Origin of the sequence: Streptomyces sp. NPDC005722, assembly GCF_040630935.1 — a bacterium.
Classification (GTDB): Bacteria; Actinomycetota; Actinomycetes; order Streptomycetales; family Streptomycetaceae; genus Actinacidiphila.
Genome location: NZ_JBEXYN010000011.1, coordinates 64,931 through 88,306 on the forward strand (window position 1 = coordinate 64,931; position 23,376 = coordinate 88,306).

22 protein-coding genes are annotated in these 23,376 nt (G+C 70.2%); 12 read left to right on the forward strand and 10 right to left on the reverse strand.

Annotated elements, in window-relative coordinates; translation table 11 throughout:
- Positions 1–68 precede the first annotated feature (68 nt).
- From ABZ479_RS15440 to ABZ479_RS15450, 3 genes are all read left to right on the forward strand, one after another.
- Complete coding sequence (locus ABZ479_RS15440; protein WP_500462060.1) at positions 69–1,526, forward strand: glycoside hydrolase family 47 protein; 1,458 nt, start codon at positions 69–71, stop codon at positions 1,524–1,526.
- A gap of 212 nt (positions 1,527–1,738) precedes the next feature.
- Positions 1,739–2,167, forward strand: coding sequence for a carbonic anhydrase (locus ABZ479_RS15445; protein ID WP_500462184.1), 429 nt, complete (start codon positions 1,739–1,741; stop codon positions 2,165–2,167).
- Between the two features lie 302 nt (positions 2,168–2,469).
- Positions 2,470–2,925: an NUDIX domain-containing protein gene (locus ABZ479_RS15450; RefSeq protein WP_500462061.1), complete on the forward strand. Its 456-nt coding sequence runs from the start codon at positions 2,470–2,472 to the stop codon at positions 2,923–2,925.
- A gap of 67 nt (positions 2,926–2,992) precedes the next feature.
- Here ABZ479_RS15450 and ABZ479_RS15455 read toward each other — a convergent pair whose 3' ends face one another.
- Positions 2,993–4,882, reverse strand: a complete 1,890-nt coding sequence (locus ABZ479_RS15455; protein ID WP_500462062.1) for an ATP-binding cassette domain-containing protein — start codon at positions 4,880–4,882, stop codon at positions 2,993–2,995.
- 409 nt (positions 4,883–5,291) lie between these two features.
- Here ABZ479_RS15455 and ABZ479_RS15460 point away from each other — a divergent pair, with 409 nt between their 5' ends.
- Entirely contained in the window at positions 5,292–6,545 is a 1,254-nt protein-coding gene (locus ABZ479_RS15460; RefSeq protein WP_500462063.1) for a tetratricopeptide repeat protein, read from the forward strand.
- 39 nt (positions 6,546–6,584) lie between these two features.
- Here the strand turns inward: ABZ479_RS15460 and ABZ479_RS15465 are convergent, their stop codons facing one another.
- Positions 6,585–7,295: an SDR family NAD(P)-dependent oxidoreductase gene (locus ABZ479_RS15465; RefSeq protein ID WP_500462185.1), complete on the reverse strand. Its 711-nt coding sequence runs from the start codon at positions 7,293–7,295 to the stop codon at positions 6,585–6,587.
- Positions 7,296–7,462: 167 nt separating this feature from the next.
- Here ABZ479_RS15465 and ABZ479_RS15470 point away from each other — a divergent pair, with 167 nt between their 5' ends.
- On the forward strand, positions 7,463–7,897 hold the full coding sequence (locus tag ABZ479_RS15470) for an Rrf2 family transcriptional regulator (protein ID WP_500462064.1): 435 nt from the start codon (positions 7,463–7,465) through the stop codon (positions 7,895–7,897).
- Between the two features lie 709 nt (positions 7,898–8,606).
- Here the strand turns inward: ABZ479_RS15470 and ABZ479_RS15475 are convergent.
- On the reverse strand, positions 8,607–9,482 hold the full coding sequence (locus ABZ479_RS15475; protein ID WP_500462065.1) for an IS5 family transposase: 876 nt from the start codon (positions 9,480–9,482) through the stop codon (positions 8,607–8,609).
- 308 nt (positions 9,483–9,790) lie between these two features.
- On the opposite strand from ABZ479_RS15475, the gene ABZ479_RS15480 reads away from it, so the two are divergent.
- The 3 genes from ABZ479_RS15480 to ABZ479_RS15490 all read left to right on the forward strand — a co-directional run bounded on the left by ABZ479_RS15480 (position 9,791) and on the right by ABZ479_RS15490 (position 12,153).
- Positions 9,791–11,458: a hypothetical protein gene (locus ABZ479_RS15480; RefSeq protein WP_500462066.1), complete on the forward strand. Its 1,668-nt coding sequence runs from the start codon at positions 9,791–9,793 to the stop codon at positions 11,456–11,458.
- Between the two features lie 140 nt (positions 11,459–11,598).
- Positions 11,599–11,826, forward strand: a complete 228-nt coding sequence (locus ABZ479_RS15485) for a hypothetical protein (RefSeq protein ID WP_500462186.1) — start codon at positions 11,599–11,601, stop codon at positions 11,824–11,826.
- Positions 11,827–11,925: 99 nt separating this feature from the next.
- A complete protein-coding gene (locus ABZ479_RS15490) occupies positions 11,926–12,153 on the forward strand; it encodes a dehydrogenase (RefSeq protein ID WP_500462067.1) in 228 nt (75 codons plus the stop codon).
- Positions 12,154–12,194: 41 nt separating this feature from the next.
- On the opposite strand, the gene ABZ479_RS15495 is transcribed toward ABZ479_RS15490, so the two are convergent.
- Positions 12,195–13,244, reverse strand: coding sequence for an aldo/keto reductase (locus tag ABZ479_RS15495; RefSeq protein WP_500462068.1), 1,050 nt, complete (start codon positions 13,242–13,244; stop codon positions 12,195–12,197).
- Between the two features lie 75 nt (positions 13,245–13,319).
- Here ABZ479_RS15495 and ABZ479_RS15500 point away from each other — a divergent pair, with 75 nt between their 5' ends.
- On the forward strand, positions 13,320–13,856 hold the full coding sequence (locus ABZ479_RS15500) for a TetR/AcrR family transcriptional regulator (RefSeq protein WP_500462069.1): 537 nt from the start codon (positions 13,320–13,322) through the stop codon (positions 13,854–13,856).
- 190 nt (positions 13,857–14,046) lie between these two features.
- Here the strand turns inward: ABZ479_RS15500 and ABZ479_RS15505 are convergent, their stop codons facing one another.
- Positions 14,047–14,655 carry a TetR/AcrR family transcriptional regulator gene (locus ABZ479_RS15505; protein ID WP_500462070.1) on the reverse strand — a complete coding sequence of 203 codons (609 nt, stop codon included), beginning with the start codon at positions 14,653–14,655 and terminating at the stop codon, positions 14,047–14,049.
- Positions 14,656–14,701: 46 nt separating this feature from the next.
- Between ABZ479_RS15505 and ABZ479_RS15510 the strand changes: the two genes are divergently transcribed.
- Complete coding sequence (locus ABZ479_RS15510; protein ID WP_500462071.1) at positions 14,702–15,166, forward strand: SRPBCC family protein; 465 nt, start codon at positions 14,702–14,704, stop codon at positions 15,164–15,166.
- Positions 15,167–15,234: 68 nt separating this feature from the next.
- On the opposite strand, the gene ABZ479_RS15515 is transcribed toward ABZ479_RS15510, so the two are convergent.
- Both ABZ479_RS15515 and ABZ479_RS15520 read right to left on the reverse strand, forming a co-directional pair.
- Positions 15,235–16,677, reverse strand: coding sequence for an MFS transporter (locus ABZ479_RS15515; protein WP_500462072.1), 1,443 nt, complete (start codon positions 16,675–16,677; stop codon positions 15,235–15,237).
- Between the two features lie 115 nt (positions 16,678–16,792).
- Complete coding sequence (locus ABZ479_RS15520; protein WP_500462073.1) at positions 16,793–18,238, reverse strand: aldehyde dehydrogenase family protein; 1,446 nt, start codon at positions 18,236–18,238, stop codon at positions 16,793–16,795.
- 308 nt (positions 18,239–18,546) lie between these two features.
- Here ABZ479_RS15520 and ABZ479_RS15525 point away from each other — a divergent pair, with 308 nt between their 5' ends.
- Positions 18,547–19,371: an SDR family NAD(P)-dependent oxidoreductase gene (locus ABZ479_RS15525; protein ID WP_500462074.1), complete on the forward strand. Its 825-nt coding sequence runs from the start codon at positions 18,547–18,549 to the stop codon at positions 19,369–19,371.
- Between the two features lie 203 nt (positions 19,372–19,574).
- On the opposite strand, the gene ABZ479_RS15530 is transcribed toward ABZ479_RS15525, so the two are convergent.
- From ABZ479_RS15530 to ABZ479_RS15540, 3 genes are all read right to left on the reverse strand, one after another.
- Positions 19,575–20,150, reverse strand: coding sequence for a TetR/AcrR family transcriptional regulator (locus ABZ479_RS15530; RefSeq protein WP_500462075.1), 576 nt, complete (start codon positions 20,148–20,150; stop codon positions 19,575–19,577).
- A gap of 132 nt (positions 20,151–20,282) precedes the next feature.
- Positions 20,283–21,041, reverse strand: coding sequence for an SDR family NAD(P)-dependent oxidoreductase (locus ABZ479_RS15535; protein WP_500462076.1), 759 nt, complete (start codon positions 21,039–21,041; stop codon positions 20,283–20,285).
- A 379-nt stretch (positions 21,042–21,420) separates the two neighbouring features.
- Positions 21,421–21,894, reverse strand: coding sequence for a cupin domain-containing protein (locus ABZ479_RS15540; RefSeq protein ID WP_500462077.1), 474 nt, complete (start codon positions 21,892–21,894; stop codon positions 21,421–21,423).
- A 293-nt stretch (positions 21,895–22,187) separates the two neighbouring features.
- Between ABZ479_RS15540 and ABZ479_RS15545 the strand changes: the two genes are divergently transcribed.
- The gene (locus ABZ479_RS15545) at positions 22,188–22,838 is read left to right on the forward strand and encodes a TetR/AcrR family transcriptional regulator (protein ID WP_500462078.1); all 651 of its coding nucleotides are present in this window, start codon (positions 22,188–22,190) and stop codon (positions 22,836–22,838) included.
- Positions 22,839–23,376: the final 538 nt, after the last annotated feature.

The following is a 23,376-nucleotide window of genomic DNA, read 5'->3' on the forward strand; positions in this document are numbered from 1 at the left end:
CCGGGAGTACGGGTGATGTTCCGGGCTGCCCGAAGATCGAACGGCGCTTTCGGGGGATGCCTCAGGACATGAGGAAATGCTCGGGTCGCGGCGGACTCTCACGGCGCGGGCTGCTCGGTGCCCTCGCGGCCTTCGCCCCCGCCGCTGCCGCCCCGGTCGTGTCGGTGCCCGGCACGGCCGCCGCGGCAGCGGAGCCGTACGCGGGTCTGGGGGAGGAGGCGGTGGCCGCGTTCCGCAGTGCCTGGGACGCCTACCGGCGGCTGGCCTGGGGCCGGGACGAGCTGCGGCCGCTCAGTGGCCGCGGCGCGGACTTCTTCGCCCCGGGCCACACCTTCGGCCTGACGATCGTGGAGGCCCTCGACACGCTGTACCTGATGGAGCTGGACGAGGAGCTGGCCACGGCCGTGCGGTGGGTGAAGGACGAGCTCACGCTCGACCAGGACGTCTCCGTCCAGGTCTTCGAGACGGTCATCCGGATGGTCGGAGGGCTGCTGTCGGGGCACCTCGCGACCGGGGACCCCGCGCTGCTCGACCTCGCCCGTGACCTCGCGGACCGGCTGATGCCGGCCTTCTCCCGATCGCCGACGGGCGCGCCCTACCGGTACGTCAACCTCGCCACGGGTGCGGTGAGCGGCCGGGTGAACTTCGTCGCCGAGATCGGCAGCTGCGTCACCGAGTTCGGCGAGCTGTCCCGGCTCACCGGCGACCGCTCCTACTACGCGGCGGCCAAGGAGGCGCTGCGGGCCGTCTGCGAACGCCGCTCACGGCTGGACCTGGTGGGCACCGCCCTCGACGTCGAGACCGGCGTGTGGACCGGGACCACCGCCACCCTCAATCCGCCGGTCGACTCCTTCTTCGAGTACCTGTGGCACGGCTGGAAGCTGTACGGCGACCAGGAACTGCACCACTGGTACACGAAGCTCACCGCCGGGGTCTTCAGGTACCTCGCCGACCGGGGGACAGGGCGGCTGTGGTTCCGGCAGGCGGAGATGAGCACGGGCCGCGCCACCGGCAGGCTCGAGTCCGAGCTGACCGCCTTCTACGCCGGACTGCTGGCCCGCAGCGGCCGTGTCGCCGACGGCGAGAGCTACCACGACAGCTGGACGGCGGTGCTCGACACCTACCGCCTGCCGCCGGACCTCGTCGCCTACCGGACCCTGCGCGCGACCGACCCGTCCTATCCGCTGCGCCCCGAGTACGCCGACGCCTGTCTGTCGTTGTGGCTGATCACCGGGAAGGAGCTGTACCGCGCACGCGCCCGCGAGATGTTCCGCCGTCAGGAGCGGTACTGCAAGGTCGCCAACGGCTACACGGTCGTCCGCGACGTGACGGCGAACCCGGTGAAGCTGGCGGACCTCACTCCGGCGTACTGGTTCAGCGAGAACGCCAAGTACTACTACCTGCTGTTCGCTGAGGCGCGGCGCTTCGACTACGGCTCCGCCTATCTGACGACGGAGGGCAATGTGCTGCGCGGCCTGCTGGACCCCGCTCCCGCGCCGGGCAACGGGGGCGCCGTCGGGAAGTGACCCTGCCGTCGAGTGGCAGAGGAGGCAGTGGCAGGGCAGGGTGGGCGGCATGTGGGCCGGTCGTCGGCGTGACCTGGGGGCCGGGCTGAGAGCGGGAAGGGGTTGCCGTCACTCTGATCGACACGGATGAGCTGGTCAGGCGGAACGCCGGGTTCTCCGACACCGGGGCATTCGCCGGCCTCAAGCTCTCACCCAGCGGCAGTCTGCAGGTCATCGGATGCGTCGACCCTCGTGTCGACCCGTCCGAGGTGCTCGGGCTCGAGCTCGGCGAGGCGGCGGTGATCCGCAACGTCGGGGGGCGGGTCACGCCTGCGACGCTGCGGACGATGGGGATGCTGTCGAAGGTCGTGCAGGCCCGGACCGGCGCCACCGGACGGCGGGTCATCCACTATGCGGTCATGCACCACACCGACTGCGGGATCACGGACCTGGTTCCCTTCCCCGAGTTGCTGGCCGACTACTTCGAGGTGCCGGCCGCGGAGCTGGACGCCAAGGCGGTCACCGACCCGGTCGCCGCGGTCCGGGTCGACGTGGAACTCCTCAAGCAGCGGATCCAGGCGGGGGCGTTCGTGTCAGGGATCGTGTACGACGTGGCCACCGGGCTCATCGATGTCGTCGTCCCGACCGCGCAAGTGGAGTGACCCACCACGCGGTGACTGCGGCAGGCGCGTCCGGCGCGGTCGTGCCGCGTGTGCCGGAATCCTCCTCGTCGTGCCAGGCGGGTGCTGAGCGATGACGACGTCCCGCGGGTGACACGAGGCGGGCTGAGCAGGCCGCCCTGCAACTCTACGAACATGCAGGCCTGGATGGGTCTGCCCGGATCATCAACCGTACGACGGGCCTCAGGCCTGTCCACTCGGCGTGTTTGGAACGCCGCCCGTCGATGCGCGATCGTGTCTCTTCCGCGGGACGTTGCGGCGACCCATCTTCCGAGAGGCACGGCATGAAGCGCATCATCGCTGGATTGTGGCGGATGATTCGGGGGCCCCTGCAGTGGCGGATCATGTGGTTGACGAACAGCACGTACATGGTCGGCGTCACCGGCGTCGTCCGCGACGCCGAGGGCCGCGTGCTGCTGCTGCGCCACCGGCTGTGGCCCGAAGACCGCCAGTGGGGCCTGCCCACCGGCTACGCCAAATCGGGTGAGGACTTCCGTGACACGGTCGCCCGCGAGGTCCGTGAGGAGACCGGCCTCGAAGTCGAGGCCGGCGAGTTGGTCCACCTCAAGAGCGGATTCAAGCTGCGGGTGGAAGTGGCGTATGACGCGAGGCTCGTCGGCGGCACCTTGGCGATCGACTCGTTCGAGGTCCTCGAGGCCAGGTGGGCGACGCCGAACGACCTGCCGGCGGGGTTGCAGGAGTCGCACCGCATGCTGATCCAGGGCGGGCCCGGCGCCTGACCCGCCGCGCCGGTCCACCACGTGTCGGCGGGCTCCGGTCGCAGCGTCCGGCTCCCGCACCCGGTCGTCAGCGGTCCTGGGAGAGTTCCAGGAGTTCGGCGAAGGTTCCCCCGGCGTGGAGGAGTTCGTCGTACCGTCCCCGTTCGGTGATCCGGCCGTGCTCCATCACGACGATGTGGTCGGCGATCCTGGTGTTCTCCAGGCGGTGCGTGACGACGATCGTGATGCGGTCGGCGGCGATGGCCTTGATCTGCTCAAAGACCTGGTGCTCGCCACGCGGGTCCATCTGCGAGGTCGGCTCGTCCAGGATCAGCAGCCCCGGGCGCCGGTACAGGGCCCTTGAGCAGGCGATGCGCTGCCACTGCCCGCCGGAGAGCTCCGTGCCGCCGAAGACGTCGCGGGCCAGGAGGGTGTCCAGGCCCGCGGGGAGGTCCTCGACGGCCTCGCGCAGACCGACCGCGTCGATGGCCTCCCACACGGGGGTGTCGTCGTGGGTGCGGGGCTGGCCCAGGGTGACGTTCTCGCGGACCCGCAGCGGCCACTGGGCGAAGATCTGCGGCACCAGGCCGGTGTTCGCCCACACCGTGGCGGGGTCCAGGTCGGCCAGGTCGGCGCCGTTCCACGTGACCTTGCCCTTGTCCGGCAAGTAGATCCCGGTGAGCAGCCGGGTGAGCGTGGACTTCCCCGAGCCGTTCGCACCGACGATCGCGAGGATCTGGCCGCGCCGCAGGGCAAGGGAGACACCGTCCACAGCGGGCTTGTCCTTGCCCGGGTACTGGTAGACGACCTCCTCGAGCCGGATCTCCTCGGTCGGCGCGGCGTGCGCGCGCGGGCCGCGCCTCGGGGCGCGGGCGGCGGCGTCGTCGAGGAAGGCCTGCAGGTCGCCCAGGTACAAGCTGGTGTGGAAGACCGCGGCGCCGTTGACGACCACCTGGGAGAGCGCGGCGAGCGTGGTCTGCACGGCGATGACAGCGGTTGCCGCGACGGCGAGTTCGATGCGGCCGGACACGGCCAGCCACGCCAGCGCGCCCCAGGTCGCGACGAGGAAGACGCCGCCGGCCAGCGCGGCGAGCAGGGCGATCCGCAGGGTACGCGGTGCGGCGGCCAGGGAACGCCGGTCACACCGGTCGGACAGGGCCCGGTACCAGTGGATGAGGTAGCCGGTCATCGAGTTGGCGCGGACCTCGTCGCCGTACTTCGACTCGGTCGCCCACCAGCGCATCATGCCTCGCACGTTGCGGTCGGCGATGTTCGCGTAGTGGATCTCGTAGTCGACCCGGGCGGTGAGCACCGCGCCGACACCGGCCGGCAGCACGGCCAGCAGCAGCGGGGGCAGCATCAGCGGGTTCAGCACCGACAGCACGCCGCCCGAGGTGACCATGCGGATCAACGCCGACAGGAACCGCTGGGCGTCGGTGACCATGACGTGCGTGCGGATCACCCCCATCTCGGCTGCCTCGTGCCGGTCCGAGAACCCGTCCTCCGCGTACGCCGCCGCCTCCACCCGGCACACCGCCTCGACCAGCGCGGAGTCCGTCTCGGTGGTCAGCCGCGGAGTGATCCGCCGTTCGGCGTACGTGGCCACTGCCCCCGCCGCGCGGCCGAGCGCGGCGGCGAGCGCCACCACCAGCAGCGCCGGAAGGGCCCCGCGGAGCCGTTCGCCGGCAGTGCCGTCCCCGAGGACGGGTTCCATGGCGCGGGCGGTGGCGGCCAGCAGTACGGCGGCCGCGAGACCGGTGACCGCCTGGCAGCCGACAAGGAGCTGCACGGCCCGCCGGTCGGTCCGCCACGACAACCGGGCGATCCGGGTGAGGACGGCCGGGATCTGTGCGCACATCCGCCGGAAGGAGACCTCGGCGAGCGGATTGACGGAGTACTGCCCGCTGTAGGTGATCTGTGCGGGAGGCGGTGGAGACGGCGGGGTGTGCTGCTGCTCGTTCGCGGCGGCCGAGGTCAACGTGGTTCCCCCAGAGGGTCGTCCGGCGTGGTCGTGAGGCTCAACGAGCCTCCCCGGATATCGAACTGGTGTATTTCGGTCGCCTCCGGAACCCCGGGACAGGGCGCGTGTCGGAGGGTGGAGGATGCACCGACCCGTCTCCTGCAACAGGACTACGCGGAACCAGGATTGGCCGAATCGCCGACGGTGCGCGGGCGGTCACGGCTGCGTTGCGCCTGGGTGTGGCGTGAGGTCCACAGCACGTCGGCCTCCGGACGGCCTGTGGCCGGACGTGTACGAAGGGTGTCAGCGGTGGGCGTTAGGGTGCGTGGCCGTGGACGCTTCTGATCTTGATCATCGAGCCCGGACGCGGTCGGGCTGTATCCCGCCGGAGCTGGTGTCGCGGTTGTGCGAGCGCGGCCGTGTCGATGTGGTGGAGCAGCAGGCCGGGCGCGGGGAGTGGTTCTGTGCGCTGGCGTGGGCGCGGTCGCTGGGTGAACAGGGGCGGCAGGACGAGGCGCTGGAGGTGCTCGCCCCGTACCTGGCCACCGGCTGGTGGACGGCCGTCGTGGCCGCGGCCGAGTTGCTGGAGGGCTGGGGCCGGGGCGCGGAGGCGATGGAGATCACGCGGGTCCGCATGGCGGCCGGGCACCCGATGGCGCTGGAGTTCTACGCACGCATGCTTGCCCGGAACGGCCGCGCCGAGGAAGCGTTCGCTCTGCTGTGTCCGCACCTCGGCGAGCTGTCCCTTGCCGTGGCGATGGTCGACGTCGCCGGCTCTGCCGGCCGCGACGAGGAAGCCGCCGCGCTGCTCGCCGCCCTCACCCGGCACGACTGCTCGGACTTCCCGTGGTGCTGCCGGGGACTCGACCGTGACACGGTGAACGGGCTGATCGCCACGATCCGCGAGCGCCAGGGCCGCATCGACGAGGCGATCGCCCTCCTGCGCACCGGCAGCACCACGCGCCTCAACAACCGCGAGCAACTGGCCGCGTTGCTGGCGCGGCAGGGCCGGCTCGACGAGCTGCGGGCGGCGGCCGGGGCCGATGACTTGGGTTACGCCGTACGGCAGCTCGCTGGGTTCCTGGAGGACATCGGCGACGTGGAGGGGGCGATCGCGGCATACCGCAACGCTGACGAGCCCGTGGCCGGTGGCTCGAACCGCGCTTTCGACCTCGCGCGGCTTCTGGCACGGCACGGCCGGGGCAGCGAAGCGATCGACGTGATGCGCGTCCAGGCCGACGCCCACAGCGGGGACGACTGGATCCTCCACGCCCTGGCCGGCCTGTACCTCGACCATGGGAGCCCAGAGGACGGCCTGGCTCACCTCGACGCGCTCGCCGCCGCCCGCGGGGGCGAGGTGGAGTGGGACCTGTACTGGATGCGGCTGCCGCTGATCGCCGCCCGCGACGGCGTCGACGAAGCGGTCGCACAGGCCCGCTCCCACCCCGAGGGCGCCACCTCGTACGCGGCGCCGCACATCGCCGAGCTGCTCGCCGGGGCCGGCCGCACCGAGGAGGCGGTCGCCGTTCTCGAACCGCACGCCTCCACGAACCGCCATGACCTGGCCGGCTACCTCATCGACCTCGGCCGCATCGAGGACGCCCTGACCGTCCTCCAACGGCGCGACCCCCCGCTGCCCGGGCCGACGGGCGGCCCCTGGTACGACGACCCCCCGTTCTGAGGCCGCGGTGCGCGTCCGCAGGTCGATGAGGGACCGAGCTCACGCGTTGTAGCCGCCATGGGCGTCCAGCACCGCCCCTGTGATGTACGAGGCGGCGGGGCTTGCCAGGAAGACGATTGCCGCCGCGATCTCCTCGGGGCGCCCCATACGCTGGATGGACAGGGAGCCGACCAGGGCCTTGAGGGTCGCGGGGTCCGGCGGTTCCATGCCGCTGTCCATCAGTCCGGCCTCCACGACGTTGGCCGTGATGCCCCGGTGACCGAGGTCCCGCGCGACGCCCATCGTGTACCTCTCGATGCCGGATTTGGTCGCCGAGTAGTCCGCGAGGCCGGGGAGGCCGACGCGGGAACCGAGTCCGGAGCTCACCGTGATGATGCGGCCGTCCGCGCGCAACATTCGGGAGGCGGCCCGGATGGCGGCGATCACGCCCAGGTAGTTCGTGGCGTGCATGCGGTCCAGAGCGGCGGTGTCGGCCTCCGGGTCATCCACCGTGCGTCCCTGCTCCACCGAGACCGCGGCGTTGTTCACGAGGATGTCCAGGCCGCCGAAGGCGGCGACCACGTCGTCGATCAGCTGTGGCGCCCGGCTCGTGTCCGCCTGGTCGGTCCGGAAAGCGGCGGCCTTGGCCCCTTGCCGCGCAGTTCGTCGACAACGGCCTGCGCGGGCTTGTCCGAGCTGACGTAGGTGAAGGCGACGTCGGCGCCCTGCTCGGCGAGGAGCCGTACGGTGGCGGCTCCCAGTCCGCGGGATCCTCCGGTGACCAGGGCGACCTTGCCCGCAAGCGGCTTGCTCATGGTTCGTACCTCATTGATCGATTCCAGGTTGTCGCAACAAGGATTGTTACGACAGTCGTCGTAACTGTACCGGTTACGATTGTCTTGTCGAACGTAGAGTGTCCCCGTCGAGAGGAGGGGCGCATGAGTGCCAACAGCAGGTTGACGATCGCGGCCCACGCGCTGGCCTGGATCGGCCTCTACCAGCGCCAGGGCAATGACGTCGCCACCTCCGAGCAGATCGCGACCAGCGCCAACACCAACCCCGTGGTGATCAGGCGCCTGCTGGGCGAGCTGCGCCGAGCCGGTCTCGTGGAGTCCCGGCGGGGGGTGGGTGCGGGCTGGGCGCTCGCACGCGATCTGGGGTCGATCAACCTGCTCGACGTGTACGAGGCGGTGGAGCCCGGGCCCCTTTTCGCGCTGCACCGAGCCACCCCGGACCACGGATGCGTCGTCGGCAACGGCATCCAGCCGGCGATGCGAAGCGTCTACGACGGGATCGAGGAGACCGTGCGACGGGAGCTCTCCCGCGTCTCACTCGAGGACGTGCTGCGGGACGTCCTCGCCGCGCCCCGCTAGGCCGTGTATCGAAAGTGGCTGGTAGCGACCTGTGGGGCATGTTCGAGAACCCGGTAGCTGCTCGTATCGCGGACCTGCGATGGTGTCTGTCATGGCTTCCGAACCGCGTACTGATCTTGCTCGCCACTTTGACCCAGGGGGTTGGTTGGCTCGGTTCGCGGGTCGGATGCTTGTGGTCTGCCCGCGATGCGGGGGCCGTGCTCTCGTGATCCCCCGGCCTGGCCTTTCTGATCCCAGATACTTCAGCGAGCTCCTGTTCCAGCCGCGTCGTCTGGCTTGTGGAGGGTGCGGTGCGGTCACCGACTGGGAACCTGAGGTGCAGGGAGCTGGGCTGGTCGGCGCGGTGCTGGGTGGTAGTGAGGACCCGTTCTTCCGGCGGCCCCTGTGGCTGCAGACCCGTTGCGCCGGTCACGTCTTGTGGGCCTACAACGAGGAACACGTCGACGAGCTGTCCGCCTACGTCGGGGCGCGATTGCGAGAGCGTGGTGGAGCGCGGCCGACGATGTCGATGTTCGCTCGGATGCCAGCGTGGATGAAGGTGTCGGACAATCGCGCGGAGGTGCTGGCCGGTCTGGAGACGCTGCGGGTGCTGGCGAAACGGATGGCACCGGCTGACCGCTCCGATGCCGCGCACGGGCGCGGTGATCGTCCCCGAGCGCGCAGGAGTATGTACTTCCGGGGCGGCCCTTATGAGTCTTGAAGGCCCTGGTCACAGCCATTCGTTGATGGTTGCGATGAGGACGGTTGCCTCGTAGCGGACCGCGAGCTTGTCATATCGCGTGGCGACGGCCCGGTGTCTTTTGAGGCGGTTGATCCCGCACTCGACCGCGTGGCGCTCGCGGTAGTCGGCCGGGTCGAAGTACGGCGGTCGGCCGCCGCGGGAGCCGAGCTTCTGGCGGTTGCGCGCCTGGTCGTTCTTGTCGGGGATGGTGCAGCGGATCCCGCGGCGGCGCAGATAGGCACGGTTCGCGCGGGAGGCGTACGCCTTATCCGCGCGGACCCGGTTGGGGCGGACACGTGGCCGTCCCGGCCCGATGCGAGGCACGCGGACCTTCTCCAGCACGGGTTCGAACTGCGGTGAGTCCCCGCGCTGCCCGGCCGTGATCACGAACGACATGGGCTTCTGACCTTGCTCGACGGCCAGGTGCAGTTTGGTGGTGAACCCGCCGCGCGACCGTCCCAGCCCGTGATCATGGGGCTCGGTGAAGATGCCGCCCGGCGGCTCCTTCTGCTGGTCGCCCTGCTTGCGAGCCCCGCCCGCGTGCTGATGGGCGCGGCACACCGTGGAGTCGACGCTCAGGTCCCAGACGATCGCGCCCTTCGCGTCGGCCAGGGACTGGAGCCGGGTGAGGATCCGGTGCCAGGTGCCATTCCGCTGCCATCTGCGGAACAGGTCGTAGACCCGGTTCCAAGGTCCGTATTCGGCGGGGATGTCCCGCCACGGAACTCCAGTCCGGACTCTGAACCGTATGCCGTCGATCAGTCGCCGCCGGGGCCAGACGGGTGGCCGCCCCGACCTGGCGCCCCTCGGCAACAGCGGCTCCAACACCGCCCACTGCTCATCCGTGAGATCTCTCCGACCCATGAACCGTGATCATTCACAGCTCAAGATCCACTTTCGATACACGGCCTAGCGGCGGCGGCGCGACCTCACAGCCCGCACCGGCACAGTCCCAGGGGCCGCGAGCCGTTGATGCCCGGCCCCGGCCCCGACCCCGGCCGCGGGGCGGGGCGGGGACGCCGACGGTGGGCGCCCGCGTGGGCGTGCGAACGTGTGCGCTATCGTGCCGCGAGGGCTCGGACAGGGTTCGTGGGGGGCCGTATCCGGTGAGCCGCGCGCGCGACACGGCCGGACCGACCTCACCCGTACGCCATCTCAGGGGGAAAGCCACCGTGCGACGAAGCCTCATCCTGTCCGCCGCGATCTCGACGGTGCTCGGTGCCTCGTTCCTCGGGGCGACCGGGCCCGCTCACGGTGCCACCCCCGAACTTCGCGTGCTCCGCGCCTACGGCGACTCCCGGCATCCGGGCGTCCTGCATGTCCGCACCTACTCGGACAGCCCGATCACCAAAGTCACCACCCACTTCTTCCTCGTGGGCAGTCCGGAGGGGACGCCGGAGGCCGGTTCCGTCGACGTCTTCAGCCCGGTCGGGGAGCCGGCCGAGAAGACCGCCGACTGGGAGACCCCGGTGCACCTGCCGGAACACGGCATGTACCGGATGACCGTCGACCTCGAGGACGCCTCCGGCGCCAAGGCCACGGGTCTCGTCGCCAGCCCCCAGGGGGTGATGCACTACCGGACGATGATGAGGATCCCCGATCTCACCGTCGTGCCGGCTGCCCCGGACTACTCCCACCAGCAGGTCACGGTCTCGGGCACGCTCTACGCCGAACCGCCCGGCGAGCCGGACGTGTCCGTCCCCGCCGGTGGCGAGGCGGTCGACATCGACACCGGCCAGGGAGTGATCACCGCGACCACGGGCGCGGACGGACGGTTCTCCGCCGACTACGTACCCGTCGCCCACGTCAGCGCGGTGTTCGCCCGGCACCGCTCCTCGGCCGCCGACCCCTACACGATCAACGCGGCGACGCCGTTGACGGACATCACCACGGTGCAGTCCAACACCAGGGTGTCGGTGAACACCCATACGCTGAACCTCGCCCAGGGCGTCACCGGCACCGTCACCGGCCTCGCGGAGATCCAGACGCCCCTCGGCTGGCGGCCGCTGCCCGGCGCGTGGATCTCGGGCACGAACGCCCAGGGCGGGACGGAGATCGGCGGCGCGTTCACCGACAGCCAGGGCCGCTACACCCTGAAGGTGCCCTCGAACACCCCCGCCCCCGCCGGCGAGGTCGTCCTCGGCGGCGCTGACGACCCGTTCGCGGCGAAGTCGACGCAGCCCCTGACCGTCCACGTGGCCTTCGCGACCGTCCTCAACGTCAAAGCCGGCCTGGACAACCGGTCCCGGCTCCACGTGGACGGCTCGGTGAAGTTCCAGGACAGCCGTGGCCACTGGCCCGCCAAGCCGGCCGTCACGCTCGAGTACTCCAAGGACGGGAAGACCGGCTGGAAGGCCGTCGCCACCCTCCCGGTGACGATCCGCCACAACAAGCCCGGCGTCGCCGAGACCTTCACCCACACCCGCACGGCACCCGCCGACGGCTACTGGCGCACCCGATTCCAGGGCAGCCCCGATCTGGCGGCCGCGGTCACCAAGGGCGTCCACCTCTCCCGGCGCGCCACCCGGATCACCGGGTTCAACGCCTCGCCGGAACCTGTGCGCAAGGGCGACCACATCAAGGTGGGAGGCACCGTCCAGTACCGGAGCGGCACCACGTGGAAGGCGCTTCGCGACCTCCGGGTGTCCCTGTACTTCAAGCCCCGCGGCGCGAAGAGCTACCGGTACGTGCACGCCCTGGGCGTCGACGGAAAGGGCCGCTTCTTCAACCTGGAACGGGCGACCCAGGACGGCACCTGGGCGGTGACCTTCGACGACGCGACCGGGACGGGCTACCTCCTCAGCAACACGGCCGCGGACTTCGTCGACGTCCACCCGTAGTCAGGGCGCCTGTCGCGACCACGTTCTCCCGTCGGCGAGGATCGCGCGGGGAACGACCGCAGCCGTTCCCCGCCGATGCGCTCTCAGCGCCTCCCCCCTCATCCAAGGGCGGCGCGTCCCCGCCATAGGATCGGGTAGTGATGCAACACGCAATGCTCCGCAAACTGGGCAGAGTCATCGACTGGGCAGGGTTGATCCCGGCGGGGCTCCTGCTCTTCGTCGGCATACGGGACTACCGTGACGGCGGATCCATCGGATGGCTGTTGCTCGGCGCATCGCTCGTCCTGGTCAGCGTCTGGACGATCTACCGCGGGATGTCGCGCGGTGGCGGGGGCAAGGCCACCGAGTCGCCCGAAGGCCGACGATGAGGAGCAGCGCGGCTCGTCGACTGAGTGTCCGACTGCGCTATGACGACCCTGCACCCATGTGGACGCCCAGGGACGTCGGCGACCGATGCTTCGGGATGAATGGACCGCTCCATTAGGGTGCTCGACGTGACCGGCGGTCTTCCCGCCTGCCCCGACTGCGGGCAGCTCATGAAGTTCGGCGGCCTGGTGCTCTCCCAGCGGGAGGACGATGGCCGGCGGGTCTGCCGGTCACTGTGGAAGTGCCGCGAATGGCACGTCTGGTGGGGATGGGCCGACCGGACGGACGAGCCGTTGGAGATCTGCCCGGTGCCGCAGATGTTCCGCTGACGTGCAACGACGACATCAACCGCCGGAGCGGACGACGGGATTCACGCGAGAGCCATTCCGGGAACGCGCCGGCGGATGGCCTCCATCTCGGCCTCGTCGGACACGCCCTGCCAGTCGTACCGAGGAGTGTAGGGGGCCTCCAGGGCGCGTGCCTCGGTGTCGGTGAGCTCGATGTCGAGGGAGGCCACGGCCTGGTCGATCTGTCCGGTCGAACCAGCGCCGACCAGTGGCGCGGTGACGACCGGCCGGCGTCGCAGCCAGGCCAGCGCGACCTGGGCGCGGCTGACGCCGTGGGCGTCCGCAACCCGTCCGACCGCGTCGATGATCGCGTGGTTGGATGCCTCCTGCTCCGGCGAGTAGAGCAGATCCGCGTAGGCGCCGTCCGTCTCGGAGCGCGCCGTCGAGCGGGCGTCGTCCCACGCGCGGGTGAGGCGGCCGCGGGCCAACGGCGACCAGACGATCGTGCCGACGCCCTCGTCCAGGCACAACGGGATCATCTCCCGCTCCTCCTCGCGGGCGAGGAGGTTGTAGTGGTTCTGCATCGACACGAACCGCGCCCAGCCGTGCTGCTTCTGCAGGTTCAGCGCCTTCGCGAACTCCCAGGCGTGCATGGACGAGGCGCCGAGGTAGCGCACCTTGCCCGCCTTGACGAGGTCGCTGAGGGCTTCGAGGGTCTCCTCCAGCGGCGTCGCGTGGTCGTTGCGGTGCACCTGGTACAGGTCGATGTAGTCGGTTCCCAGGCGGCGCAGCGAATGGTCGACCTCGGTCATGATCGCCTTGCGCGACAGCCCCCGCCCGTTCGGCCCCAGCCGCATCGGATGGCGCAGCTTCGTGGCGATCACCACGGCATCGCGGTCGGCGAAGTCCTTGAGCGCCCGGCCGAGGATCTCCTCACTGGAACCGTTGGAGTACATGTTCGCGGTGTCGAAGAAGTTGATCCCCGCCTCGAGCGCGTGCCTGATGAGCGGGCGCGCTTCCTGCTCGCCCTTCGACCAGACGGGGTGCCCGCGGTCGGGCTCGCCGTAGCTCATCGCACCGATCGCGATGGGGGACACGTCGAGACCCGTGGTGCCGAGCTTGATGTACCGCATGACGCTCCTTAGAGTATGTGGAGAACTCTCCATTTAACGTAGTGGAGAACTCTCCACTTAGCAATGTGAGGTCCCATGGCCCGTTCGGACGCCCGCGAGAACCGGGCGCGCATCCTGGCCGCCGCACGCGATGCGCTCGCGGCGGACGGCAGCACGTCCATGAACCAGATCGGCCGGAGCGCAGGGGTCGGCGCGGGCACCCTGTACCGCAACTTCCCCACACGCGAGTCGCTCGTCCTGGCCGTCTACCAGGACGAGGTGGCACGCATCGTCGACACCGTCCCCGACCTGCTCGCCGCGATGCCACCGCTGGAAGCGCTCCGCCACTGGACGACCGACCTCGTCGAGGCCATGCGCAAGAAGCACGGCCTCGGCGACGCCCTGAGCCCGGGCGCCCACCAGGCGATCAGCGAGCAGAGCTACGGTCCGGTCATCGCCGCGATCACCGCACTCCTCGACGCCGGCAAGAAGGACGAGAGCATCCGCCGGGACGCCGACCCGGCCGATTTCCTCCAACTCACCGGCGCGTTGTGGCGTGCCGCGTCCAGCCCCGAGGACCGGGCACCCCACATGCTCGCGCTCATCCTCGACGGACTCGGCACACGCCGGTAGACGACCCGCACGCGACGCCCTGCACGCAGTCGGCACCCCGGACTGTGGTGTCCTGCGACCAGTCGGCGACGCTTGCGCAGGAACCGTTCCAGTGGACCGGCAGCCGCGTGAGGACTTGCCGACCGGGGTCAGTGGCCATGGCGCGTACGCTTGCCGGCATCAAGGCCGAGCAAGGCGCCCATGGGCCTGGTCACTTCGGGCCGTAGTGCAACTGGAGGAAGGCCTCCATCGCCGCGTCGACGCCGTCGTGGTCGCCGGTGGCGAGGAGGTCGAGCAGCAGGCCGCGGACGGTGGCGAGTCCCAGCCTGGCGCGGGTGCGGGCCAGGTCGGGGTCGGTGCCCGTGGAGATCTCGGCGGCCGCGAGGGGCTCCAGCCAATCGCTGACGAGCCCTTCGAGGGCGGGAACGGCTTCGGGCCGGCCCCGCAGTGCCTGCACGTAGATCTCGAAGAAGAGCCGCTCCTGATGGGCGAGTCGGGGGTCCGTCAGCTGCTTCCAGAGCAGACGCGCGGCGTCGATGGGCGGGAGGCCGGGCTGCAGGTGCAGCCGGGACAGCAGATCACGCTGGCGCTGCTCCGAGGTGCGGACGATCTCGACGAGGAGGTGTTCCTTGGAGCCGAAGTAGTGGATCAGCATGCGGTGACTGACGCCGATCGCGGCGCCCAGGCCGCGCAGGCTCAAGTCCGCGATGCCGTGCGCCGCGACATGGTCGACGGCCGCGTTCACCAGCTGGGTACGCCGGTCCTCGCCCCCGCCGGGGGCTGCCTCACCGTCGGGGTGCACGTCCGCCAAATTCACCACCTCAGGAGTGTACCAATCGGTACACTCCTTGTGTACCGTTCGGTACATGAAGCCTGTCACCGTGTCGGTCGACGTGCCGCAGACGCCCGAGCAGGTCTACGACTTCCTCGATGCCATCGCCCATCACGAGCGATTCACCGACCACTACCTGACCGACTGGCGCTACAGCGGCCCCGGCCGCGGCATCGGATCCTGTGCCACGGTCACCGCCGCACTCGGCGGCACGAAGACGGACGTCACCATCGAGGTGGTCGCTGCGGATCCGCCGCGGCGCATCGTCGAACGGAACGTCAGCGCGGCCGGCCGGCGCCTGGCACACGGCACCTACACCATCGAACCCGCGCGAACGGGTGGGAGCCACGTGGAGTTCACCTACGCCTGGACCCGCACCCCGCTCGCGGACCGCCTGCTGGCCCCTGCGGTCCGGGCCGCCATCCGACGCGCCAACCGCACGGTGATGCAACGCCTGGCCGGCGCATTGGCCCACCACACGTCAACTGCCGGGTCCTGACGGCGGCCGGCACCGTTGTCTGCCTTGGCTGCTGCGCGCGTCACCGTCGTGCACCGTAGGACACGGGCTCACTGCGTCCGGCCCCGTCGCGGCAGGAGCAGCGCCGTCATGGTGGCGAGCAGGGAGGCGCCGGAGGCGCTGAGGAACACCGTGTGAAAGGCGCTTTCGGTGGGGACGAGGGCCCCGTGGAAGGCGGTCACGTCGGTGGTCAGGATCATCCCGAGTACCGCCCCGGACGACGAGGTTCCCAGCGACCGCATCAGGGTGTTGAGGCCGTTGGCGGACGCCGTCTGGGTAGCCGGCACGGCGGTCATGACCAGCAGCGGCATCGTCGAGTAGGCCAGCCCGACGCCGGCGCCGATGATGCAGGCGGTGGCCACCAGTCCCCAGACGGTGTGGGTGAGTTGCAGGCTGAGCAGCCAGCCGAGCGTGACCACCGCACAGCCCGTTGCCAGGGTGGTGCGGGCGCCGAACCGGGCGGACAGGCGCGCCGACGGCTGTGAGGACAGCAGCATGACGATTCCGGGGGGCGCCAGGTACAGGCCGCTGGCGAGCGTCGACAGGCCCAGTCCGTAGTGGGTGCCCTTGGGCAGTTGCAGCAGCTGACTCATCGAGTACGCAAGGGCGTAGGTGGCGTAACCCACCAGGACCGCGGTCACGTTGGTGACGAGCACCTGCCGGCGGGAGGACACCCGCAGGTCCACCAGCGGATGCGGCTGCCGCCACTCCCACCGGCCCCACCAGGCGAGTACCGCTGCGGCGGCCACCAACAGGCCGTAGACGGGAGGGCTCGTCCAGCCCCAGGCCCCGCCCTCGGACACCGCGAGCAGCAGAGCGACCAGGCCCACGGCGAGTCCCACGGCTCCGCTGGTGTCCATCTTGGCGGCCGACGCCGGGCGGGACGACGGGGGCACGACGGCTCGCACTCCCGCGAGCGCCACCAGGGACAGGGCCGAGAAGACCCAGAAGAGCAGGTGCCAGGTGACGCCACGGATGAGCAGAGCCGCTCCCGGGAGGGCCAGGGAGCTGCCGACGCCGACCATGGAACTCATCAGCGCGATGGCCGTGCCGACCCGGGCGGTGGGCAGTACCTCTCTCAGGATGCTGATGCCCAGGGGAATCACGGCCAGCGAGCACCCTTGGATCGCACGACCGGCGATCACGACGGGCAGTGAGTCGCCGAGCGCGCAGAGCAGGGAACCGGTGAACAGGGCCATCAGCGTCCACAGCAGGACGCGCCGCTTGCCGAACATGTCGCCGAGGCGCCCGATGATCGGGTTCGCGACCGCTCCGGTCAGCAGGGCGGCGGTCACCGCCCAGGCCACGCCGGAGGGGGAGGCGTCCAGCAGGTGTGGCAACTGCGGGATGAGGGGGACCACGGCGGTCTGGGCCATCGACGTGATCAGTCCCGCGAAGGCCAGGGCAGCGGTCACCAGCCCTGCGGCGGGAGCGGTGCCCGTCGTGCCTGTGCCGCGGATGCGGGTGCCGGGTGTGCGCTGGAGGCTTCTCATGGTGTGGCTTGTCCTTCGCATCGGTGGGGGATGACGCAAGCCGGTGCCGCGCGCGTCCGAAGGCGACGCGCGGCACCGTCCTGCGTGTGTGCCGCTGTCGGGCGGTGGCCTGCGCTCAGCGGTGACCCGCCGATTCGGAGGAGACGGCCTGGTGGATGACCTGCAGTTCGGTGAAGCCCTCCAGCGCCCAGTGGCCGTTCTCCACGCCGACGCCGCTCCACTTGATGCCGGCGAACGGCTGGTCGAAGGCCACGGCGGTGTGGGTGTTCACCCACGTCATACCGGCCTCCACGCGCTCGGCCACGGCGGCGGCCCGCTCGGGGTCGCTGCCCCAGACCGAGCCGCCCAGCCCGAAGTGGGTCGCGTTGGCACGGGCCAGCGCGTCCTCCACGTCGCGGTAGCCGATGATCGGCAGCGCGGGCCCGAACTGCTCTTCGTCGACGATCCGGACGCCGTCGCTGACGTCGGTCAGGATCGTGGGCTGCCAGAAGTAGCCGTTCCCCTCCATCGGGCCGCCGCCGGCGGCGATGGTCGCCCCCTGGCGCACGGCGTCGCCGACCAACTCGGCGATGCGGTCGCGCTGGGGCCGGTTCTGGAGCGGACCGTACTGTGTCGTGGGGTCCGTGCCGTCGCCGACCCTGGCCGTGCGGGCAAGCTCCGCGAATGCCTCGACGACCGCGCCGCGCAGCTGTTCGGGGACGTAGATGCGCTTGGGAGCCACGCACACCTGCCCGGTGTTGTGGAAGGCGCGCGGGAACAGGCCCGCGGCGACGGTGGCCGGATCGGCGTCGTCCAGGATGATCGCCGCGTCGTTGCCGCCGAGTTCCAGCGTGGTGCGCTTGAGATCGTCAGCGGCGACGCGTGAGATGATCTTGCCGGTGGCGGTGGACCCGGTGAAGCTGATCTTGCGGATGAGCGGGTGCTCGGTCAGGGCGGCGCCGGCCTCGTTGCCGCCGCTGATCACGTTGAACACCCCGGGCGGCAGTACGCCGCGCAGTACCTCTCCGACCTTCAGCGAGGACAGGGGTGTGTACGGGGACGGCTTGAGCACCACCGTGTTTCCGGCGGAGAGCGCCGGAGCGATCTTCCCGGCCCCGATGATCAGCGGGAAGTTCCACGGGGTGATGATCGCGGACGGCCCGAGCGGGCGGCGCACGATGTGCACCAGGGCCTCCTTGTCGTCACGGAGCACCTGGCGCTGGAGTTCCATGTCCGCGTAGTAGCGGAAGTAGGCGGCGGCCGTGGCGACCTCGCGAGCCGACTCGGCCAGCGGCTTGCCCTGCTCGGCGGTCAGGATCGCGGCGATCTCGTCCTGCGCCGCCCCCACGGCGTCAGCGGCCGCGTGCAGGGCGGCCCGGCGCGCGGCCGGGTCCGACCGCCAGGCGGCGAACGCGTCGTAGGCGGCCTTCACCGCGGTGTCGACGTCCTCCGCCGTGGCGTCCGGGGCGGTGGCGAAGACCTCGCCGGTGGCCGGATTGATCACGGGTATGCCGGCCCGGGTGGGATGGGCCTGGCCCGCGATCGTGGCCGTCAGCGGTGTGGCCGGCGTGAATGTGGACATGAGCGTCACTCCTCGTGCGGTCGCGCCTCCATCGGCGATGACCTTGTACCGAACGAACTGGTTCGGAGCCTATGCATCGCGAAGCTGTTTGTCCAGAACTAGTTCGTTCGGTACGGTTGCGGAGCCGCCCGGTCGTCGCAGGCGGGACCACTGAGCGGGGGAGCGCCTGCACCGGCGCTCGCCCCGTTTCCCGGTGGGCCCCGCGCGATCGGCGACGCTCCACAGCACCGCAATACAGCCTTGCTCACCAGCCCGGACAGCACTCTGCGACCGGAGCTGCAGTGACCGACGGAAGAGGACAGCACGTCATGACGAAGGTGTGGTTCATCACCGGTGTCTCCCGGGGGCTCGGCCGTATCTGGGCCGAAGCCGCCTTGAGCCGCGGTGATCTCGTGGCGGCGACGGCGCGAGACACGCGGTCACTGGAGGCCCTGCGCGAGAAGGCCGGAGACCGGCTCCTCCCGTTGTCGCTCGACGTCACCGACCGCTCGGCCGCGGTCGAGGCCGTCGACCGCGCGCACAGCCACTTCGGGAGGCTCGACGTCGTGGTCAACAACGCCGGGTACGGGTTGTTCGGCGCCGTCGAGGACATCTGCGAGGAGCAGGCCCGCCGGCAACTGGACACCAACGTCCTCGGCACGCTCTGGGTCACCCAGGCCGCGCTCCCGCACCTGCGAGCCGCGAGGACGGGCCACATCATCAACGTCTCGAGTGTCGGCGGGATCGTGGCATGGCCCCTCTTCGCGCTCTACAACGCCACGAAGTTCGCCGTGGAGGGCTTCAGCGAAGGGCTCGCCAAGGAGGTGGCCGGTTTCGGCATCAAAGTCACCATGGTCGAACCGGGGTTCTACGCGACGGACTGGGGCCGCTCCTCCTCCGTCCAAGCACAGCCCTCCGAGGCGTACCAGGCTCTGACCGCGGAACGGGCAGCCCTCGGCGCCTCCGTCCCGCAAGGTGATCCGGCGGCCACCGCAGCGGCCATGCTCGAACTCGTGGACAGCGTCGAACCGCCGCTGCGCCTTTTCCTCGGGCACGGGCCGCTGGCGTTGGCGAAGGCCGCATACGCCCAGCGTCTCGCCGAATGGGAGAAGTGGGATCACCTCGCCGTGCGCGCCCAGGGCTCGAGGGGCTGAGTGCCGGGCCCCGAGGCGTGACGGCCCAGGGGTCGTCGGCGGCCGCGTCGAGCGGGGCGTCCTCGCGCCGCTCGACGCGATCCGGCACATCAACAAGGCGCCGGCGCGCCGCAGATGCCTCTGGGGCAGCGGCGCGCGGCCGAGTGTGCGGGCGGGCGGGGCTGAGGCCGACCGGACCGGAGCGCCTGCGATGTGACGTGCCGTCAGGGCTGCGAGGTCTCGTCCTGGACGATGCGGCTGACAGCGGTGACTACCGCGTCCCTCAGTTGCTGCCACCGCTCGGTTGACCACGGTGCGCCGCCCTCGGCGACCTGAAGGCCCAGCGGAGTGAGCGCCTGGACGTGCTGGATGGCCCAGTTGATCGCGTAGAGATCGGCGGGGGCGAGCGACTGGCCTGGCTGGGCGGCGGCCAGCATGGCGAGGCGCTGCTGGTAGTAGTCGAGCTCCGGCTGGGTGGGGGCGGGCCGTTCCAGCTGACGCCACAGGGTCAGGCGCACTCGGTCGGGCTCGGCGGCGTAGTAGTCGAAGACGGCACCGGCCACCTGGGGGAGGTCCTCGAAGGAAGCTTGCACCCTCTCGACGGCGAACCCCAGGCGCTCGGCGACCACGAGGTCGAACAGCTCTTCCTTCTTGCCGAAGTATTCGTAGATGGCACGTTTGTTCGCCTTGGCGTTCTCGGCGATCCGGTCGATACGGGAGCCGGCCAAGCCGTAAGCGGCGAACTCTCGGTAGGCCGCCTCGAGAATGCGTGCCTTGGTGGCGCTGGAGTCTTTGGGCATGCCGCGAGGGTACCGAACGAACCAGATCTTTACATCGAACGCATCCCTGCCCCGCCCTGGTCGCCGGCTCCGCCCGCCTGTGGCACGTAGGCGGCCGGTGCCCGGGCGCCGGGTATGAGGCGGGGCGACGTGTCAGCGCATGTCCAGTCCGCCGTTGACCACGGCGGTGGTGCCGGTCATGAAGGCGTTGTCCTCGGAGGCGTAGAAGGCGACGGCCTGGGCGACGTCCGCGGGTCGTGCGAGCCGGCCGAGGGGGGTGGCTTCCACCTGCCGGTGCTTGAGTTCGTCGTCCAGGACGTCCGCGGAGATGCGGGTGTCCTCCACGGGTCCGGGTGCGACGACGTTGACGGTGACGCCCCGCGGTCCCAACTCCTGGGCGAGGTAGCGGGCGAACTGTTCCAGCGCGGCCTTGGCTGTGCCGAGTGCGATCATGCCCTCCCGGGGCCGGTGGCTGAGGCCGGTGCCGAGGTAGACGATGCGTCCCCACCCTTGTTCCGTCATCGCCGGCAGGACGGCCTTGGTGACGGTGAACGCGGCGTGCATCTCGGCGTCGATCTTGCCGCCCAGTTCCTCCCACGTCATGTCCTGGAACGACGTGACCGCATAGGGGATGAGCGCGTTGTGCACGAGCACGTCGACGCCGCCCCATGTCGCCTGCACCTGCTCCGTCAAACCCGCGACGGCCGCTTCCTCACGCACGTCGGCCTGTACGGCCATGGCCTGGCCGCCCGTGGCCGCAATGTCGGCCACGACCTCCTCGGCGGCCTTGGCGCTGTGGAGGTAGTCGACCACGACGCGCATCCCGCGTGCGGCCAGAAGGCGCGCGGTGGCTGCGCCGATCCCGCTGCTGGCGCCCGTCACCAACGCCACCCTCGCGTTTGCTCCAGTCATGGCCCGGTTCCTCCTGGTGATCTCGGCCGTAGGGATTGCAGCGCCGGGATGTTCGCGGCCGATGGCGGGGTGGCTGTGCTGCGGTCCCGCGGATCGCCGCCTGAGAGCAAAGGTGCCGGCGGTCGCCGGCGGCCGGTCCGCCGCGGAGTTGCCGCCCACCCTGCTGCTTCATTCACTGACGTAGCATCACATCACCGCATCCCGAGGCGAGCTGAGCCGCGCCGATCAAGCCGAGCTCGCGTCGGACGCGATGAGGGGGCGCTGGGCCCGCGCACAGTCCGGCCGTCCCCGCGCACCCTCGGCCGCGCAGGTGAGCACGCGCCCGCCGCGTCATGGAGCAGGGGTCGAGCCGGCCCGCCCCGCGAGGCAGAGGGGCGGATTACCGTGCGGGGGTCGACCGCCAGTCGGGAATGTCCTCGAAGTGCACGTCGTAGCGGTGCTGTTCGGGGAGGAGCGACGCGAATTCCGCCTCGCCGCGACTGATGGCGGCCAGCTGCTCGAAGTAGCCGAACCGCTCGATACCAGGACTGAGCACGACCACCACGTCGGCCACCTCACCCTCCGCTGCCCCGAAGACATGCGGCAGGCCCGGCGGTACGACGACGAGCCCGCCCTTTCCCACCGTCGTCAGTGTGTCGCCGAGACGGAACAGCATCGCCCCGCCCAGCACGTAGAAGAGCTCGTGGGAGAGTTTGTGGTGGTGCGGGGGAGCCCCGTCGGCGCCGGTTGCGAGGGTGAGCCTGCTGGCGCTGACCGCACCCCCGTCGGCGAGCAGTTCGAACGCGCCGTCCGTGAGCGATGCTGCGGTCGCCTCACCGGGTTGCACCACCAGCGCAGGGAGCATGGGCTTCATAGTGACTCCTTCGATATGACATGTCCGTGGCTGACCAGTGCTGCGAGCGCCGGTACCAGGTCAAGGCCCGGCGACGCGAGTCGCCGCGGACTGACCGGCAACTTTGGAGTCGTCGATCTGTCTGGTACGGAGTGGCGTACGCCACCGTGGTGCCGTGGGGGCCGGTGTTGCGCGCGGGGCAGGAGTGCCGCTTGTGACCGATTGCGCAGCGAATGATCACGCCCTGTTGAACATGTACAGTTGTATCGTACAGCTACTGTACATGTTCAGTTGGCGAGTGTCAGACTGCCGGTATGGCAGCGACGAAGACTCCGCCCCCCGGCGCCGGCGTGCCCAGTGCGCAGTCGCCCGGTACGACACGATCGCGGGACGGCGAGGCGACACGCGCCACGATCCTGGCGGCCGCTCGTGCGGCCTTCGCCGACAAGGGCTACGCCCAGACGTCGCTGCGCGAGATCGCCAGGAACGCAGGGGTCAGACCCTCACTCGTCGTGCACTTCTACGGCTCGAAAGCAGGACTGCTGGCCGCCACGGTCGAATGGCCCTTCGATCCCGACACGGTCACTCGCCAGGTTCTCGCCGGGGGTCCCGGCCGGATCGGTGAGCGTCTCGCGGAGGTGTTCCTGGAGACCTGGGAGCAGGACGGCCGGCCCAACACGGCGATCACCCTGCTCCACGCGGCATGCGAACGCCCGGAGGCGGCAACGCTCATGCGGGAGCTGTTCACCACGTGTGTGATCGCGCCCATCGTCACGGCCATCGCCCCCGAGCAGGCGGAGATGCGGGCCTCTCTGGTGGCCAGTCATCTGCTGGGCCTGCATGTGGGTCGCTACCTGCTGATGTTCGAGGCGCTCGCCGAGGCGGATGCCGACGTGCTCAAGCGGGCACTGGCGTCCACCATTCAGCACATGTGCACCGGCCCGCTCTGCCAGGACTTGTCCTGACGATCACATTCCTGGGATGGAACGAGCAAGACTTCCCCCAGGTCTTGGCACCTCCGGCGCCACCAGGGCCAGGCGCGTGGCGCGTGAGGGTCGGGAAGGGTTCGCCTCAGGAACTCGGCGTCGCTCTTCTTGATGATCGTCGCGATCTCTCGGGCCGCTCGTCTGTCGAGAGCCCCTATGGCCCGTTCGATCAGTAGGCGGTCGTCCCACAGGTCGTAGCCCGGCAAGTGCGGTCGGGGCAAGTAGAGCGGCCGGCGCGAACGGCGTGCGAAGGCGCGCCAGCGGTCGATGGCGTCTTCGAGCTCCCGGACATGAAGGCCGCGTTCGACTTCAAAACGTACGGTCACGCGGCGCGTGTGCGGTGAGAATCCTGATGGCCGACGCCGGTAGTCCCGAAGGTGGGAGTGGCAGAGGGCGTCCAGACGTAGAGCAGCCGCCGTCTTGCGGGGCATGACTCTTCTTTCGAGGTGGTTTTCTTGATGGTCGCAGAGCTGTGCGAGCCTGACGGTGAAGCGTTCGAATTCTAGCAAGTGCCTGG

Bases quoted from the DNA above. Each gene is read 5' to 3' on its own strand.
- ABZ479_RS15485 (WP_500462186.1), top strand. From the start codon at position 11,599: ATGCAACACGCAATGCTCCGCAAACTGGGCAGAGTCATCGACTGGGCA.
- ABZ479_RS15535 (WP_500462076.1), bottom strand. From the start codon at position 21,041: ATGACTGGAGCAAACGCGAGGGTGGCGTTGGTGACGGGCGCCAGCAGC.
- ABZ479_RS15440 (WP_500462060.1), top strand. From the start codon at position 69: ATGAGGAAATGCTCGGGTCGCGGCGGACTCTCACGGCGCGGGCTGCTC.
- ABZ479_RS15475 (WP_500462065.1), bottom strand. From the start codon at position 9,482: ATGGGTCGGAGAGATCTCACGGATGAGCAGTGGGCGGTGTTGGAGCCG.
- ABZ479_RS15515 (WP_500462072.1), bottom strand. From the start codon at position 16,677: ATGAGAAGCCTCCAGCGCACACCCGGCACCCGCATCCGCGGCACAGGC.
- ABZ479_RS15470 (WP_500462064.1), top strand. From the start codon at position 7,463: ATGAGTGCCAACAGCAGGTTGACGATCGCGGCCCACGCGCTGGCCTGG.
- ABZ479_RS15545 (WP_500462078.1), top strand. From the start codon at position 22,188: ATGGCAGCGACGAAGACTCCGCCCCCCGGCGCCGGCGTGCCCAGTGCG.
- ABZ479_RS15495 (WP_500462068.1), bottom strand. From the start codon at position 13,244: ATGCGGTACATCAAGCTCGGCACCACGGGTCTCGACGTGTCCCCCATC.
- ABZ479_RS15490 (WP_500462067.1), top strand. From the start codon at position 11,926: ATGGACCGCTCCATTAGGGTGCTCGACGTGACCGGCGGTCTTCCCGCC.
- ABZ479_RS15500 (WP_500462069.1), top strand. From the start codon at position 13,320: ATGGCCCGTTCGGACGCCCGCGAGAACCGGGCGCGCATCCTGGCCGCC.
- ABZ479_RS15525 (WP_500462074.1), top strand. From the start codon at position 18,547: ATGACGAAGGTGTGGTTCATCACCGGTGTCTCCCGGGGGCTCGGCCGT.
- ABZ479_RS15520 (WP_500462073.1), bottom strand. From the start codon at position 18,238: ATGTCCACATTCACGCCGGCCACACCGCTGACGGCCACGATCGCGGGC.
- ABZ479_RS15530 (WP_500462075.1), bottom strand. From the start codon at position 20,150: ATGCCCAAAGACTCCAGCGCCACCAAGGCACGCATTCTCGAGGCGGCC.
- ABZ479_RS15450 (WP_500462061.1), top strand. From the start codon at position 2,470: ATGAAGCGCATCATCGCTGGATTGTGGCGGATGATTCGGGGGCCCCTG.
- ABZ479_RS15540 (WP_500462077.1), bottom strand. From the start codon at position 21,894: ATGAAGCCCATGCTCCCTGCGCTGGTGGTGCAACCCGGTGAGGCGACC.
- ABZ479_RS15510 (WP_500462071.1), top strand. From the start codon at position 14,702: ATGAAGCCTGTCACCGTGTCGGTCGACGTGCCGCAGACGCCCGAGCAG.